Annotated in this window: 9 protein-coding genes; 6 read left to right on the forward strand and 3 right to left on the reverse strand. The window is 46.1% G+C overall.

Translation table 11 applies throughout. From position 1 onward, the window contains the following. Positions 1–274 precede the first annotated feature (274 nt). On the reverse strand, positions 275–1,351 hold the full coding sequence (locus JW841_03720) for a teichoic acid biosynthesis protein (protein MBN1960029.1): 1,077 nt from the start codon (positions 1,349–1,351) through the stop codon (positions 275–277). Between the two features lie 39 nt (positions 1,352–1,390). Between JW841_03720 and JW841_03725 the strand changes: the two genes are divergently transcribed. From JW841_03725 to JW841_03735, 3 genes are all read left to right on the forward strand, one after another. Then, entirely contained in the window at positions 1,391–2,083 is a 693-nt protein-coding gene (locus JW841_03725) for a hypothetical protein (GenBank protein ID MBN1960030.1), read from the forward strand. Positions 2,084–2,370: 287 nt separating this feature from the next. Further along, complete coding sequence (locus JW841_03730) at positions 2,371–2,622, forward strand: AbrB/MazE/SpoVT family DNA-binding domain-containing protein (protein ID MBN1960031.1); 252 nt, start codon at positions 2,371–2,373, stop codon at positions 2,620–2,622. Further along, a complete protein-coding gene (locus JW841_03735) occupies positions 2,619–3,026 on the forward strand; it encodes a type II toxin-antitoxin system VapC family toxin (protein MBN1960032.1) in 408 nt (135 codons plus the stop codon). The genes JW841_03730 and JW841_03735 overlap by 4 nt, the downstream gene beginning before the upstream one ends. Positions 3,027–3,083: 57 nt before the next feature. On the opposite strand, the gene JW841_03740 is transcribed toward JW841_03735, so the two are convergent. Both JW841_03740 and JW841_03745 read right to left on the reverse strand, forming a co-directional pair. Continuing rightward, a complete protein-coding gene (locus JW841_03740; protein MBN1960033.1) occupies positions 3,084–7,646 on the reverse strand; it encodes a carboxypeptidase regulatory-like domain-containing protein in 4,563 nt (1,520 codons plus the stop codon). A gap of 1 nt (position 7,647) precedes the next feature. Then, the gene (locus JW841_03745; protein ID MBN1960034.1) at positions 7,648–8,793 is read right to left on the reverse strand and encodes a hypothetical protein; all 1,146 of its coding nucleotides are present in this window, start codon (positions 8,791–8,793) and stop codon (positions 7,648–7,650) included. A gap of 604 nt (positions 8,794–9,397) precedes the next feature. Between JW841_03745 and JW841_03750 the strand changes: the two genes are divergently transcribed. The 3 genes from JW841_03750 (at position 9,398) to JW841_03760 (ending at position 16,300) form a co-directional block, all read left to right on the forward strand. Beyond that, positions 9,398–10,162, forward strand: coding sequence for a 4'-phosphopantetheinyl transferase superfamily protein (locus JW841_03750; GenBank protein MBN1960035.1), 765 nt, complete (start codon positions 9,398–9,400; stop codon positions 10,160–10,162). A gap of 157 nt (positions 10,163–10,319) precedes the next feature. Beyond that, positions 10,320–14,792, forward strand: a complete 4,473-nt coding sequence (gene gltB, locus JW841_03755) for a glutamate synthase large subunit (GenBank protein ID MBN1960036.1) — start codon at positions 10,320–10,322, stop codon at positions 14,790–14,792. Between the two features lie 77 nt (positions 14,793–14,869). Further along, positions 14,870–16,300, forward strand: a complete 1,431-nt coding sequence (locus JW841_03760) for a glutamate synthase subunit beta (protein ID MBN1960037.1) — start codon at positions 14,870–14,872, stop codon at positions 16,298–16,300. Positions 16,301–16,343: the final 43 nt, after the last annotated feature.

The raw sequence follows: 16,343 nt of genomic DNA on the forward strand, positions 1-16,343 counted from the left end.
CTTGCAGTCGAAATGACATTCTTTGTTTCGCCCAGACTTTTTGAGAACTTACCATCTGGCACCGAATTTTGTGGTTTTTTGGGGGGCTCTATATATTTACCATCGTTAGATATTCCGATATTTTTTTATCTATATCGGTGTAATAACTATAATCACCTAAATCTTCTTTGGTATAAGCAATACAGTAAACATACAGATAATTATACTTATGATATAATACATTTTTCGCATTAAAAACCTCTTAGGTCATTTAATTATAATGTTTTTGTTTTCATCATTTGGCATCACTAGCTAATGCGAGAGTCTTTTCTAAACTTATAAGCAAATCTTTATTACCATCTTGTTTGTAATTAGCTAATTTGCGCTCGTACTCAGGTATGCGTTCGATAAATTGGCCAAGACGTTCGCTGGTGATGGTATCAGCACCCAACCCAAAACCCTCGTGTTCTAAATAACGCGCATTTAATACTTGTTCAAATTGCCCTTTAATAGGTACGGCAAGCATGGGCCTATGCAAATAAACCGCCTCGCCCATTAAAGTAAAGCCAGCACTTGCCACTACCCCGGCAGCGGTGCGCAAATCGTCGATAAATTGCGCTTCAGAGAATGGTCGATAATGTAGATTGCCTTCAACAATTTCATAAGTTATCTCGCGACGCATACCGTAAATACGACATTCGCGACCGCTTTGCTGCAAAATTTCAGGCAAGGATGTATTGCTAGTTGAAGTTTGGTATACCAGTAAATGCTCACCTGCCTCTGGTCGTGCATTTATTATTTCGGGACGTAAAATTGGTGGATGCAAAGTAGTGTTTGGTTTGCGGGTCGGCGGATAGAAAAAAGTGGTTATGTGATAATGAAATGCGCCAGGCACTTTAGCCTTCACTATGGCGTTTGTTAGTTGATAATCACTCTCATAACCTGCGAGCAATTCGGGCGCGTGGGTGCAGCGGTTAATGATTTGCATGTTATCAATCGAAATCACTGGCAATTCATGGCGTACCGCAAAAAGGTAACTCCAAGTTTCAAAGTCTGAAATCACTACATCAGGTTGAAATTTTTCGTTAATTTCGAAATAAGCACGGATATTTTGCGGCAGTCCGTTTAATGCACCTTTAATATTTTGTACTACCGTACGCCATTTTTGTAGCTCATTGTCTTGATAAGCTAAGGTGTAACCCCAAATCTTTTTAATCGATAACACTTCGCTAGCTCGTTTGGCCAGGTATTCATGGGCTCGCCCTGATACTACGACTTGCACTTCATGTTTTTGTGATAGGGCATCTAAAATTACGCGCGAGCGCATAGCATGCCCCATGCCTTCTCCGACAACACCATAAAGAATTCGCATATTGGATGACATATCATATATATTGGCATTGAGGTAGGCATGCTCGATATCGTTAATGCATATTTAGAAGAATTATTTATTCTTTTGCCCCGTTTTTCGTTGTTGTTTATCTATGCCTTGCTTTTTGCGTTGGTTGAAATCGAGATCGAAGGCAAAAATGGCTGGGCCGCAAATTTACCTACCTGGTTTCGTCGTACTCCTTGGTATGCCCGCATTTTCGCTTTTGTATTGTCGGGTAAACCGCTCACCGGTTACCACATGGTAATGTTTTTAATTCCGTTTTTTAGCTTTCATTTGGGTTTGGCGTTTGGCCAATCTTGGTCTTGGGGCTTTGAGATACGTGTCGTTACTACCTACTTAGTGTGGAATGCCACTTGGGATTTTCTTTGGTTTTTACTTAATCCTCATTATGGCTGGTCGCGTTTTCACAAAGGTATGATCTGGTGGCACAATGGTATTTGGCTCGGTCGTTTGCCTATCGACTATATCGTAGCGCTAGGAGCATCGGTTTTGCTTGCGGCCATACCATGGCTTATATTTAAAAATATTTCGTATATACTCTACCAAGTTAGTTACATTATATTCACAGTAGCCGCAATTATACTCATCGGATATTTCGCCCCACTCTATCAGCGTTGGTATCATTATATGCGTAGCGCCCCCAAAAATGAAGTGCCATTGCGTCAGGAAAGCCTCGCGCGAGGTAGAAAGGAGGTGTCGAAAACTCGCTAAACAGCCCAACGGGTGAAAGTCCCGTCCGATTAATGGTTAGCCACCAAGTCGGTAGTGAGTCTTGCATGCAGGATGGGGTGACTCATCCCACGAAGCACAAGACAGCAAGTTTGCGAGGCCGTGTGATAGAGCTTCGAAATTTTAGTTGTGTAGACCGGTGCCTTTGGCACGGCGGCAGGCGTTTGAAGACCGTCCGCCGACTTGGGTGCCTATTGTTTGGCATTGCACAGCTTTTATGTATTGACATATTGACAGAAACAGCTAGTTTTGTATATACTAATATATACATGAGCACTGGCATCACAAAATTATTTAATAATGGGGGTTCGCAAGCCGTGCGTTTACCAAAAGAATTTCGTTTTAAGGGTGAAGAAGTCATAATTCGCCATTATGGTAACGGTGTATTACTAGAACCTTACGAACCTAATAATTGGCCTCCTGATTATTGGGCATTAATGCCAACTATTAAAGATAACGAATGGGAACGTCCCATTGATCAAATACCTAAAGCAATCGAAGATGAGTTCGATTGGCTATGAGTTACTTATTAGATACAAACACTTGTTCTTACGTTCTCAAAAATAGTTTTGCTATTGCTGAACGGTTGCAAAAAATTTCCCCAGCTATGGTACACATATGTGCAATAACCATCGCCGAAGCCCGTACTGGTTCATTAAAAAGTATAAATCCATCTCGTTTACTTCACGCATGGGATTATTTTTTAAAACCATTTTGCAATCGTATTTTACCTTTTGATAAAGAAGCTGCTGAGCATTATGGTGAAATACGCGCAGATCTTGAAAAACAAGGCAATATGATTGGTGATCGAGATTGCATGATTGCCGCTATTGCCCGCTGTCATGGCTTAATTTTGGTCACAGCCAATACAAAAGAATTTCAACGTGTTGCAAATTTATCAATAGAAGATTGGCGTAAAATATAAATTAATCTAGAATCAGATCCCTATTCCAATAATTAGTATGACTCTATCACAGTACCATTAAGGTGTGCAGCAGAGCACACCGGCCGTGATGTTGCCATCACAACCGCCAAAATACTCATTGGGCGATGCTACTTCGCGCCCGCAGTTGTACCAGGTGCAGGCATTACCTAGCGTGTCGGTAGCACCAGCGCAAACGCGCATGGGGGCGGTGGCAGGACTGCAGGCGGTACCACCTGTGGTCGACACGTAGCAGTCACCGGTGCCGGTTCCAGCACGCTGCAAGGCATCGTCGGTCCAGTAGTTATACTGAGGAGCGAGTTGGCGGTGGCGGTCGACCCAGTTCTGGGCGGTACAAACAGTAAGCCCGGCGCTGGTGCAGACTGCCGAGCGCTGACTCCAAGTAAACGTTCCGGCACAGCCAATCATGTCAGGGCCGAAGAACTCACTATCTTTGCAGACCGCGGGAATAACCACTTCATTGATTTTTGCTGCGTTGAGTCTTTGGGCGTACTGGCCGTGGGCATAAACGGTTTGCCCGATATCGCTGCCGTCAAAGGTGTATAAACCAATGTGGGCGACTCCCCTTGAATCAAGCTCCATAGCCAGGCTTTGCATATCACCGCAGCTACCTAAGACCGGGCACACTGCCGACCTGGTCAAGAGCCGCTGCGGGCGACTCATACCATCAACACGGAGATAGCCGAGCATGTTGTCAAAGTCAGGCGCGAAGTAGGCGATATGGGCCACGCCGGTAGCATCGATATCGATGGCAACCGACGAGGCGGTACCATCAACAGACTGATCCAGCGTCTCAGCGTTGCACTGCGGTGGTGTACAGTTGGACACATACGTGAGACTTGTGCCGCTGTTATCTTGACCAGCAATATGCCCGATATCATGAGCATCGACGGCGATGGCGACATTTGAGCTCATTCCCACTAGAGTAGCCGGTTGCCCTGCGAGGGTATTATATATCGCTTGGTCCTTATAGAACGCATAGGCCACGTGTGGTACGCCACCTGGATCTAAATCGATGGATGGTAAAAGATAGGAATGCGCAGTGCTATCGAATATCTCCGCTGTGCCGGTGTCTGAGCGAATATATTTCAGAATACCGGTACTGTCGACATAGGTGATATGGGCTATGCCTTCTGCCGTTACCGCGATGTCATTCGGCACTCCGACCGCGGTACTATTATCGAGCGTGGTGGGTGATAGCCCCGTGCGGAAGTATTTAAGTCTGGTGTTGTTGTAGTCATGGTAAGCGATATGTGCTTGCCCCAGGGCATCAAAGTCGATAGACGGCCAGCGGTAGCTTCCTGGTACATCAATCGTGACAACTTCTTTGCGGCGTGCAACCTTGGTCGTGGTCAGCGTACCCCAGTCAATAATGTGAACCACCGTTGCCGTGTTAGTGTTGTCAACCGCGATGTCGACATAGTCTGAAGAGACCGTCGATGAGCCAGCGATTCTTGCCCACGTTCCTGCTGACTCCAAGCGAGCATACTCTAGCGTGCTGGTATCCTCGTTGCGATGTAAAAAGTGCAGGCGACCGAGGTCGTCGATTACCATGTCTCCGTGTTGTCCGGGCAAGCCACGACTATCGATGTCGCGGGGAGTATCAACGCCATCCACGACGAAATATCGCAGGGCCCCAGAGGTTCCGACAAAGCTCACGTGGGCGACACCCCAATTATCAACCGCTAGTTGGATGTTCCCCACAACATTGCTCGCGATGACGCTTGCGGGACTGCCTATGCGTATGAGCTTGGCCTGGGAATTGGTGCTGTCGAGGTAGGCAATCACCGGGATCTCATTGGTGGGATCGATGTCGATGGATGACACGGAACCCACGACAGTCGAGGAATCAAGGGTTTGGGGAACTGCCGTGCCGTCTTTCTTAAGATACTTCAGGCTTTTAGCTGTCCAATCTTGATAAGAGATATGCGGGATATCGTTTTTATCGATGGCAATAGAAGGAGCACGACCAACATCATTAGTAGTGTCGAGAATCTCCACGGTAGGGCTAGCACCGATGACCTTGACATAGGCGAGGTTAGCGCCCGACTGCGCCCACCCTACGATGTGAGAGATGTTATTGGAATCAATGGCAATGCGTACATTCGTATAAGCCGTGCTACTGATTAGCTGGGCCGTGCTAACCCCGTCCATGACTTGATGATATAGGTAATATTCGAGAGGCGAAGATCTGTGGTGCATCCACACCACATGCGCCAATCCATTAGCGTCGACAGCTACGTCGGCATAGCGATCGGCATTGCTCTCGAGCAGAACCGGATCGCTAGTCCCATCGAGCTTTTGATAATAGAAACTCCAGCTCGGATCGGTGTTGCCCCATATGATGTGCGGGGTACCATCAGGCGCGAGAGCCAATCGGGCATCCAGCCAGTTAGTCCCCAGCGTGGTGAGCGTTTGTCGTTGAGAGCCAAAGTTAAAGGTGGTTTGCCAGGTGAGCGTGGCGTCGGTGTTCTGTCCAAGCAGCACTAGTTGCTCGTTGTATCTTTCGCGGTCGCTTTGCAGCCTAGTGAAGACTGCGTTCGTGGGCAGCGCCGTCTCCATCACAGTACCATCAGGTGCGGTATAGCGATAGGTGCCAAGTAGCAGCACTGTGCCCGCCGGTCGCGTCCAGCCAAGAGCACGCTCGTCGGGGTCATAGGGATTCATGTAGGTAACAGTGGACCGCCCCGTTGGCACACCGGCGCGCAGGTCAATCGAGTAAGACGAGTAAAGACCATGCGTGTCAAAGGCGCGGATGCGGAAATAGCGGGCGTGGCCGAGATCTGCCGCATCGATGAGGTCCGTGTACGAAGTAACGCCAGGCGACAGGGCCGCGGCAACGATCGTATAGGACCCCTCGTTGTCAAGCCGCCGCTCGAGGGTAAATCCGGCAAGGTCGATGTCGCTTGGTATTGACCAGTGCACGGTGGTGTAGCGGTCAGTGAGCTCGTCGACAGTCAAGTCTGGGGTTCCTGGCGGCGTAGTGTCGAGGATGATGGAGTTATTAGCGGTGGTGGTGTTACCGACCCCGTCTTTAAAGCAGGCCCATACTTGCTTGGTGCCATCACCAAGTTCAAGAGTCCAAGAGCGGCTAAAGACGAAAGGTTCGTAGGCAGCAGTCGTGCAGTCAATGCTATTGTTGGCAATTGCGACGTTGGCAACTCCCGCCAGGGCATCGGTAGCGTTGAGTGTAAGCCAGACATTGCGACTTACAGCATAAGCAAGACCGCTATCGATAACGACGCTGGCGGCTGTCGGGCCGGTAGTATCAATGGTTAGCATCGTACTGGTGAGGGCAGAAGCATTGCCGGCGCCGTCTATTAAGATAACCCCTATCTGTTTACCCCCGTCGCTCGGACTTAACGAGACAACATCGAAATATGTCATACTCGCCGAGGTTGAGCTTAACTGCACATACGGTTGCGCTTCTTTATCAGCTCCCTCGACGAGCAGCTTCACACCAGCTACTAGGGAATATGGATCGAACGCCACGACCTCAACGGGTACGCTACTCGGATCGGTGGTAAGGTAACGTTTCCCGTCCCAGCTGAGCGCACTCGGGGCCGCGGTAAGCGAGACCACCAGCGGCGGTGTGGCATCGTAAATTACCGACGTATGATAAGTCTCGGTACGCAGGCGCTCGACGCCGGTGGCGCTCATGACGCGAAACTGGGCGTACATGATCTTTTCGCCCTCACCATCGCTAAGGGTAACCGGTACCTCGGCGAGGTAATCACGGAACAGTACCTCGATGCCCCCCTCGATAAAATCAGGCGATTCAGAGAAACGCATTTCATTGACACCACCGAAGGCCAGCATGACGAGGCTCACGTTGCGATTTTGAGTATAAGGGGCGCCGAGAACTTCGCCAGACGCCGTCGAAACAGAGAAACGCAATACCGCAGAGGCCGGGTAGAGCTTGAGTTCACTAGCCTCACAACCAGAGGCACCGCAGGTTTCTGTCTGAGCCTGAGTGTCGCTGCCAGCAGCCGGGATGTCGATGCTCACGACATCAGGCGTGAAGCCTGACAGATCAGCGCGGACCTCGTAAGCGCCGGCCTGCAAAGCACCAAGAGAGTAGTTACCGCTGGTATCGCATGAGGTTACCCGGGTCTCGGTTACGTCATCACTTATGCGAGTAGCGGCAACGCGCACCGCTGCGAGGTTGGCTGTCGCGTTAGCCAAGGTGACACGACCGAAGACGCGCCCAGTTGCCGGCGCCTGAAGCGACGTTAACAGTCCCACATCGGTGGTGCGACCTGGATATACTTTAACATCGTTAATCTGAATAGGGATGTTACCGACTGGTACATCTACCGAGACACGATAGGTGCCAGACGCCAATTCAATACTGGCAAACGTACCATCGTCAGCTGTCAGTAAACCCGGCGCAGCCTCAGCGCCTGCGCTGTCAGTCAAATGCACTGCCAACTCACCCTGAGTACTAAGCCCTTCGACGTAGACGACACCAATGATTCGACCCTTGGCCTTCTCACCAGTGCCCTGCGGGTCGAAGCGATTGTCAGCAGGCAGATTAGAGCCGCAACCAGCAAGGAGCAGGCCTGTCACCGTGAACATGATGTAATGAATAGTGCGCGACATGTTATTCTCCTGCGAGCAGGGCAGAACCATATGTTGTGCCATTAATAAAGGCGTCGATGACGTTCACCACGTGTATAGCGACTAGGGTCCAAATAAAGGCGTTGCGTATGGTGTAGGCGCTGTTGGCATCGTCGAGGCGTTTGGCGAACATCTCAGACGAGGCGTTGGCGTCGAGCTTATGATAGCGGTCATACAAAGAGTTGCCGCGCAGATGAAATCCCACCGCAAGGCCGGCAGCGGCTACTTCGGAGAGAACTAAAACAGCGCCCTTGATGGGCTGGCGGTTGTAAGTCTGGCCCCAGCCAGGTAGCAACAGCGAGCGATAGACAGCGCCTGCGCGCGTGCGTAGCACTACTGCCTCGGAAGAGAGAGCAACGAGATCTGCTGCCGGTAAGTTGACCTTAGTAGTGTGCGCTACCTTGGCATCGGCAACGTTAACCACGCGGGCGTCAACTGCATAGTAGTCGCCAACCTCGGACACAGTACCGATAATCAGGCCTTCAGCGCCCACTATTTTGCCGACCTCGACTGATTGTTCTTTATCGAAAAGACCGCTTTGTCCGAGAGCCAACTCGTCGATGATACGGTTTAGCTGCGTGCGCTCGACTAGCATGATGCCGTGATCGCGCACCAGAAGGGTTGTTAGCTCCGAGCTAACTAACAGGCCGAGCTGCTTCTGCTTGGTTGTTTCACCAGCCTCGTCAAAGGGGAGTACGGCAAAGCGTGAGTAGCGCGTCTCGCCGCGTAGCATGGCTAGGCCCTCTGCCAGATTGTCAGAGAGGCGACGTAGCTGGCCATCAAGGCTGAGGTGAGGTGACAGCGCTTTTTCTTGGGCAAGTTCAAGGGGCGCGGCGCTACTGACAATTATTCGGCCTGTGGCAACTTCGATTACTTTAATCTGCACACGGGTTGTCTCTCCCAAACCTGTCACTGAGCCAGTGATGATGAGACGCGCGCCTAGCGCGCCCGCGAGCTCTGTGAAGTCGCTTGCATTCTCCTGTGCGATGCTTGCTTCGTCAAGCGCCTGTTTTAGTGCCTTCTTATCAACAAGCTTTAGACCAGCGCCGATGAGGCCAATTTCGAACTCAGCGCGAAAACGCGCAGCAAACCCTTCAGTTGCAGGTGGACTCTTAATAGGGCCGAGCACTGTTATGGGTAGTGGCGAGCCTATAGAGCTCTGCACTCTCTCAACAATATCACGCGCCATCGTTGCCGCGGGTGTGCTCGCCGACGTAGGTGAAGAAGCCGAAACATAAAGGGTGATGAGAGTTGACAGGCAATGGTACACGGGGTCCTCTATGGTATGCGCCACCCTTTATCTGCAAAGCACAATGAATTGTGACCAGCACGACAAAAGTGGCAGTGGTATGGACCTTACAGCGCCAGATTTAATCATATCACAAGTCCGCTTAAGACTTCAGATATCAAGGTTTAGCCAGTCTCAAATGGGACAGGGTCGCTAATGCATTCAAAATTTTTTAATACTCAAAGAAGCGGTCGACTTTTTTGTGATAGCTAGGAGAATAGTGAAAAACTATAAAAGTCTTTACATAACAATATGTTAAATTCATCTGGCACTAGTTGTGGGGAGCTAACGTCAATAACCATGTACGGCCCATGATATTGTTTTTCCAATTTCTCTAGTATACCGTAAGGATTTAGTTTTTTCTATTTCAATTATAACCGACTTGTTTATTATAACGAGTTTAATTTTTAAAAATATATTTCTTTAATCGTATAATTGGATGCTCATGCGAATATTAGCAAAAGGAGATGTAGATCTTCATATTTTTAATGATACTAAAGCGCAAAATCCTCAAGTCAATAAGGTGCTATTAACTAAGGCGACTGCACTTTTATCTATTAGTGAAACAGATCAACTACAAAGTATTAGCCATCCTAATGTTAGGCGACAGTTTATTATCAGCAGAGCATGGTTGCGTTTAACTTTATCAAGTTATTGCAGCGTGCATCCATGTGACTTGCATTTTTTAGTTACAAAGCATGGAAGGCCTGAAATTAGCAAAACCAAAGCTATGCCCCCCTTGCGTTTTAATTTGTCACATACTTCCGGTATGTTAGCGCTCGCAGTTACCAACCGTAATGATATTGGTATTGATATTGAGTGGTTGGGAAGAAAAATAGATTTAACGAATATGACCAATCGTTTTTTGGCTATTTGTGAGGCGCAGGATGTATTGAAATTAGGGGAAGAAGAACAAAAAAAGCGTTTTCTAACCTATTGGACACTAAAAGAAGCTTATTTTAAAGCACGCGGCTTAGGAATAACATTATCGTTAAAAAATGTTATTTTTACATTTGCTAATAAAGAAATTAGTGTTAATTTCACTTCAGATATTGAAGATTGTCATAAAAACTGGCAATTTTCATGTTTATATCCAAGCTTAGAGCACGTGTTGGCTTTAGCGGTAAAATCTAGTGATACACCTATGGTGGCAAGCAACAATTATGTTTCAAATTTCGAGACATTATTGAAAAATTTACACGAGATCTAGCAGAAATTTGAAATAGAGCTTATTTATATATTTAGGTTGCTTTTTCGGTGTATGACTCTGTCGCACCCATATTGCCAAGCGTCGCATTTTTGCTAAATATCTCAGGGTTACAGTGTGTAATTTTGAGCTTTTTTCTAAATGAGAAAGTAAAGTCAGTATGCCATTACCACAACGCCAAGGTTTATATGACCCTTCTTTTGAGCGAGATGCCTGTGGTTTAGGTTTTGTCGCTACACTAAATAAAGAGCCAACCCATCAAATCGTTCTCGATGCACTTGAGATATTGCGCAATTTGACTCACCGCGGCGCTGCAGGTAGCGATCCTAAAACAGGTGATGGTGCAGGTATTCTACTGCAAATACCAGATGCTTTTTATCGTGAAGAGTTAAAACGAAAACACTCCATTGAATTACCGAGCGCAGGTAATTACGCGGTCATTACTTGTTTTTTATCGCAAGAGCCTTCACGTCGACGAGCTGTAGAGGCAATTGTCGAACGAGCTGTTTTACATTATGGTCAAAAGATTATTACCTGGCGCGATATTCCTATTAATACTAGCGCGCTTGGCCCTATTGCTCGTAGTAGAGCACCTTTTTTGCGTCATTTATTTGTTGAACGAAAATGCACTGCAGAGCTTTTTGATGCAACAATGTATATGATTCGCAACCGTGCTAGCAGTTTAGCAAGTGAAGGTCTTTATATTGCTTCATGTTCAGCCCGAACGGTTATCTATAAAGGTTTAATGCTTGCTGAGCAGCTTAGCACTTTTTATAAAGACCTAGAAGATCAGCGTACAGTAAGCAAGCTTGCCATGGTGCACTCGCGTTTTTCTACCAATACTTTTCCATCGTGGGAGTTAGCGCATCCATATCGTTTGTTAGCGCATAATGGTGAAATTAATACTTTACGCGGTAATAAAACTTGGATGGAAGCTCGCGAATGGCATTTAAAGAGCGATATTTGGAAAGAGCTTGTCGCTGATTTTCGCCCCATAGTTCGCCCGGGGGCTTCTGATTCTGGTGCTTTTGATAACGTTGCTGATTTTCTTTTTGCTTCTGGCCGCTCCTTGCCACACGTAATGATGATGATGGTGCCTGAGGCTTGGAATAACGATGTACATATGAGCGACGAGAAAAAGGCTTTTTATGAGTACCATGGTTGTCTTATTGAGCCATGGGATGGTCCAGCCGCTTTAGGTTTTACTGATGGTCGATTAATTGGGGCAACTCTTGATCGTAACGGTTTACGCCCAGCAAAATATGTAGTTACTTCAGATGGCATAGTCATACTCGCTAGTGAACATGGCGTTCTTACATTTGACCCCACAAAGGTTATGGTTAAAGGGCGTTTGCAACCAGGCAAAATGTTTTTAGTTAACACTGAAGAAGGTCGAATTGTTTCTGACGAAGAGATCAAGCGTGAGGTTGCCTCACGTCGTCCATATCGCCAATGGCTAAATCATAATAAAATTGAACTTGAACAACTTCCTACTCCTACTTGCGAAATGCCAAAGTACAACGAAGTAGAATTAGAAAAGCGCAAACTAATTTTTGGTTATACCCAAGAAAGTGAGCGCATGCTTTTAACTCCTATGGCAATTAATGGTGAAGAACCAGTTGGTTCGATGGGTACTGATATTCCATTAGCGGTGCTTTCGCGTCAGCCACAAATACTATTTAGCTTTTTTAAGCAACATTTTGCGCAAGTAACTAATCCCGCTATCGATCCAGTGCGTGAAGAAGTAGTTATGTCATTAGTTTCACAAGTTGGCGGCGAAGGCAATTTGCTTGAAGAGACACCACGCCAATGCCGTATGCTTGGGTTACCGCATCCGTATTTGACTAATCTTGAGTTAGCAAAACTTCGGGATAACCCCATTGCTGATTTTACTGTAACCACGATTGATATGTTGTTTAAAAGCAAAGGTGACCCTGAAGAAAATTTAAAAACCGCTCTTGATGATTTATGTGAACAAGCACGTGTTGCGGTTACAAAAGGTACAAGCATTATTATTCTAAGCGACCGTAAGATAAGCCAAGAATATATGGCCATCCCTACTTTGTTAGCACTAGGGGCTGTTCATCACTCACTAATGCGTAAAGGTTTACGAGTACGTTGTGGTATCGTGGTTGAAACTGGTGAAGCCCATGAGATGCAGCATATGGCTTTGTTAGTTGGTTATGGGGCGGGGGCAATTAACCCGTATCTTGCTTTTGACACAGTTGAGCAATTAGCTCGGCAGAACATTTTAGGGGCAGAGATAACGCCAGAGAAAGCAACACAAAATCTCACAAAAGCATTTAAGAAGGGCTTGCTTAAAGTAATGGCAAAAATGGGCATTTCGACTTTGTCGAGCTATCAAGGTGCCCAAATATTCGAAGCCATTGGCCTCGACCAGTTAGTGATTGATACATATTTTACCGGCACTACGTCACGTATTCGAGGCATCGGTTTGACTGAAATCGCCGAAGATGCTCTTGCGCGTCATAATGATGCTTTTAGCAATCGACCGCTTTCACGTATGCGCACCGGCGCTAGTCATCATTATCGACGTACTGGTGAATATCACTTATGGCATCCTGAAAGCGTTGCTTCATTGCAAAAGGCGGTACAATTATCAGATAAGGATTCATATGATCGCTTTGCTAAATCGATCAACGAACAACAACCTAGTGTACTACGCTCACTCTGGGATTTTAAACCAATAAATGAACCAATAGCTATTGAAGAAGTAGAGACTGCAAAAGAAATCGTCAAACGATTTGTTACTGGCGCTATGTCTTTTGGCTCAATTTCAAAAGAAGCGCATGAGAGTTTAGCGGTAGCAATGAATCGTATTGGTGCGCGTTCTAACTCAGGTGAAGGTGGAGAAGATAGCGAACGTTTTAAACCGGATGCCAACGGCAATTGGCGTCGTTCGAGTATAAAGCAAGTGGCTTCTGGTCGTTTTGGTGTTACTGTAGAATACCTAGTCAATGCGGATGATTTGCAAATTAAAGTTGCTCAAGGTGCAAAGCCAGGCGAAGGTGGTCAGCTACCAGGACACAAAGTTAATGAAGTTATCGCTAAGGTTAGACATTCAACCCCCGGGGTAACTTTAATATCACCACCACCACATCATGATATTTATTCTATTGAAGATTTAGCACAGCTTATCTTTGATCTTAAAAATGTTAATCCGCAGGCACGTATTAGTGTTAAGTTAGTTTCTGAAGCTGGTGTTGGTATTGTTGCTGCAGGTGTTGCTAAGGCTCATGCTGACGTTATTATTATTGCTGGGCATGATGGTGGCACTGGGGCCTCGCCACTTACTTCAATTTATCACGCCGGGGTTCCTTGGGAGTTAGGTATTGCCGAGACTCAACAGGTTCTCTTGCTAAATAACTTGCGAGGTAGAGTTAGATTGCAAGTCGATGGGCAGATGCGCACCGGTCGTGATGTTATTATGGCTGCTTTACTAGGAGCTGAAGAGTTTGGTTTTTCTACGGCACCATTAATAGCGAATGGTTGCGTAATGATGCGCAAGTGTCATTTAAATACTTGCCCGGTTGGGATAGCAACACAAGATCCAGTGCTGCGTGCTCGTTTTCGCGGTTCTCCTGAAAATGTTGTTAGGTACTTCTTCTTTGTGGCCGAAGAAGTACGAACTATTATGGCATCTTTGGGGGTTAAACATTTTGCAGATTTAATTGGTCGTGTTGAGCAAATCGTTCCAAAAACTGAGAACATAACACGTCGGCAAAAGCGTATAGACTTTTCAGAGGTATTATACAAACCAACCATTTCTGAAGATGCACCGTTGTATAATTGTGAAAGCCAAGATCATGGTATCGATAATATATTAGACCATAAGCTAATTGATCAGGCTAAGTCAGTATTTAGTGATCGTAAACCTGTAAAAATTGATGTTAGTATTAGAAATAGTAACCGAACTTTTGGCACCATGCTCTCAAGTGAAGTTGTGAAACATTATGCTGATGAGCCATTAACTGATGATACGATAGTAGTTAATACCAAGGGCACCGCAGGTCAAAGCTTTGGCGCTTTCTTAGCATCTGGCATTACTTTAAATCTTGAAGGTGATGCTAACGATTATGTTGGCAAGGGTTTATCAGGTGGTATTTTAGCCCTTAAACCACCAGCAGGTTCACCATTTAAACCCGAAGAACAGGTAATTGCTGGTAATACAGTGCTGTATGGCGCTACCAGCGGTAAAGCCTTTTTTAATGGCCGGGCTGGTGAACGTTTCGCTGTACGAAATAGTGGTTCGGTTTCAGTAGTTGAAGGTGTAGGTGATCACGGTTGTGAATATATGACCGGAGGTACAGTTATAGTTTTGGGTGCAACCGGTCGCAACTTTGGCGCTGGTATGAGCGGTGGGGTAGCTTATATTTTTGATTTATCAGGTGAGTTTAAAACTTGCTGCCATCCAAATATTCTTGCTGATATCGAGAAAGCTGATGAAAACGATTTAGCTTTAGTTCGTGGTTTACTAGAGGAGCATGTTCAGCGTACTCAAAGTCCGCTGGCGCGCGATTACCTTAATCGCTTTACGATAGTTGCAGAAAAGCTCTTGCGCATTATTCCAAGTGAATATCGTCAAGCTTTAAAAGCCCGTTCTGCGGCTTAAATTAGTTGATTAGTAATTTAAAGTGCAATCAAACGGCTCTAATTATAAAGAAAATAAGAGCCAAGAGTGAGTAGACAATGGGTGATCCAAAAGGATTTATGAATGTAGAGCGCCGAAAGGGTACTAGTCGTCCAGTTTCTGAGCGTCTACGTGATTATAATGAGTTTGAAAATTTACTTCCTGAGGCTGAACTGCGCAAACAAGCCAGCCGTTGTATGGATTGCGGTATTCCTTTTTGTCATTGGGGATGTCCATTAAATAATTTAATCCCAGATTTTAATGATCGAGTTTTTCGCGGCCAAATTAACGAAGCTACTGAAGCTTTATATGCAACAAATAATTTTCCTGAATTTACCGGTCGAGTTTGTCCAGCACCTTGTGAGGCATCATGCGTATTAAATATTGACAATATACCGGTAACCATAAAAAGCATAGAACGATTCATCGCTGATAATGTTGATATGTCAGTACCGTTAGTAGCACAAGTTGCTCCTGTTCGTATCGAACATAGTATTGCCGTAATTGGTTCTGGCCCTGCAGGACTCACCGCGGCACAACAACTTGCTCGTCTTGGTTATAGTGTGACGGTTTTTGAACGTGATGATGTTTTAGGTGGTTTGTTACGCTACGGTATTCCTGATTATAAACTCAACAAGCAACTTATTGAACGTCGAGTTGATCAAATGCGACGAGAAGGCGTTGTGTTTGTTACTAATACAGATGTTGGTAATTCATTAAGTGGTAAAGAACTGCTTACCCGTTTTGATGCTATTGTTTTAACTATTGGTGCTCGCCGTGCCCGTGATCTTAATGTGCCTGGGCGAGAGTTAAAGGGCGTGTACCTGGCGATGGATTTTTTAAAGCAACAAAACCGACGTAATGGTGGTTTAGAGGTTACTGAAGAACCAATTTTAGCTACTCAAAAAAATGTAGTTATCCTTGGTGGTGGTGATACTGGTGCTGATTGTTTAGGTACATCTTTGCGACAAGGAGCAGCTTTTGTACAACAGATTGAGTTATTACCGCGTCCACCAGATACCCGTAGCGCGAATAACCCATGGCCTGAATGGCCTTTGATAATGCGTACCTCTTCATCTCACGAAGAGGGTGGAACTAGAGACTTTGGGGTAATGACCAAAGAGATTCTCGGTGAAAATGGCAAAGTTCGAGCACTTTCTGCAGTTCGTGTTGAGATGAAAGCGGGTAAATTACAAGAGATACCCGGCAGTGATTTTGAAATTCCATGTGATTTAGTACTACTCGCCATGGGTTTTGTTGGCCCTGAAAATAACTTAATTGAACAATTGGGCCTTGAGCGTGATGCGCGTGGTAATGTAGCCACTAAAGATAGTTGCACCTCGGTGCCAAATATTTTTGCTGCTGGCGATGTCTCACGTGGTGCTTCATTAGTAGTATGGGCAATCGCAGAAGGTCGTCAAGCTGCTGCAGCAGCTGATGCCTATATTTCTAACCAAAAGCAGACATCTAAACTTTCTGAGTGCGCGTAGGTCTTTTTTTAAAAAATAATATTTAGCAGGTGGAGCTATACTA

The sequence above is a fragment of the Deltaproteobacteria bacterium genome, assembly GCA_016931625.1.
Taxonomy (GTDB): domain Bacteria; phylum Myxococcota; class XYA12-FULL-58-9; order XYA12-FULL-58-9; family JAFGEK01; genus JAFGEK01.

Excerpts from the sequence above, each read along its gene's own strand:
- JW841_03725 (MBN1960030.1), top strand. The coding sequence starts at position 1,391 with ATGCTCGATATCGTTAATGCATATTTAGAAGAATTATTTATTCTTTTG.
- JW841_03750 (MBN1960035.1), top strand. The coding sequence starts at position 9,398 with ATGCGAATATTAGCAAAAGGAGATGTAGATCTTCATATTTTTAATGAT.
- JW841_03735 (MBN1960032.1), top strand. The coding sequence starts at position 2,619 with ATGAGTTACTTATTAGATACAAACACTTGTTCTTACGTTCTCAAAAAT.
- JW841_03730 (MBN1960031.1), top strand. The coding sequence starts at position 2,371 with ATGAGCACTGGCATCACAAAATTATTTAATAATGGGGGTTCGCAAGCC.
- gltB (MBN1960036.1), top strand. The coding sequence starts at position 10,320 with ATGCCATTACCACAACGCCAAGGTTTATATGACCCTTCTTTTGAGCGA.
- JW841_03760 (MBN1960037.1), top strand. The coding sequence starts at position 14,870 with ATGGGTGATCCAAAAGGATTTATGAATGTAGAGCGCCGAAAGGGTACT.
- JW841_03720 (MBN1960029.1), bottom strand. The coding sequence starts at position 1,351 with ATGCGAATTCTTTATGGTGTTGTCGGAGAAGGCATGGGGCATGCTATG.
- JW841_03740 (MBN1960033.1), bottom strand. The coding sequence starts at position 7,646 with ATGTCGCGCACTATTCATTACATCATGTTCACGGTGACAGGCCTGCTC.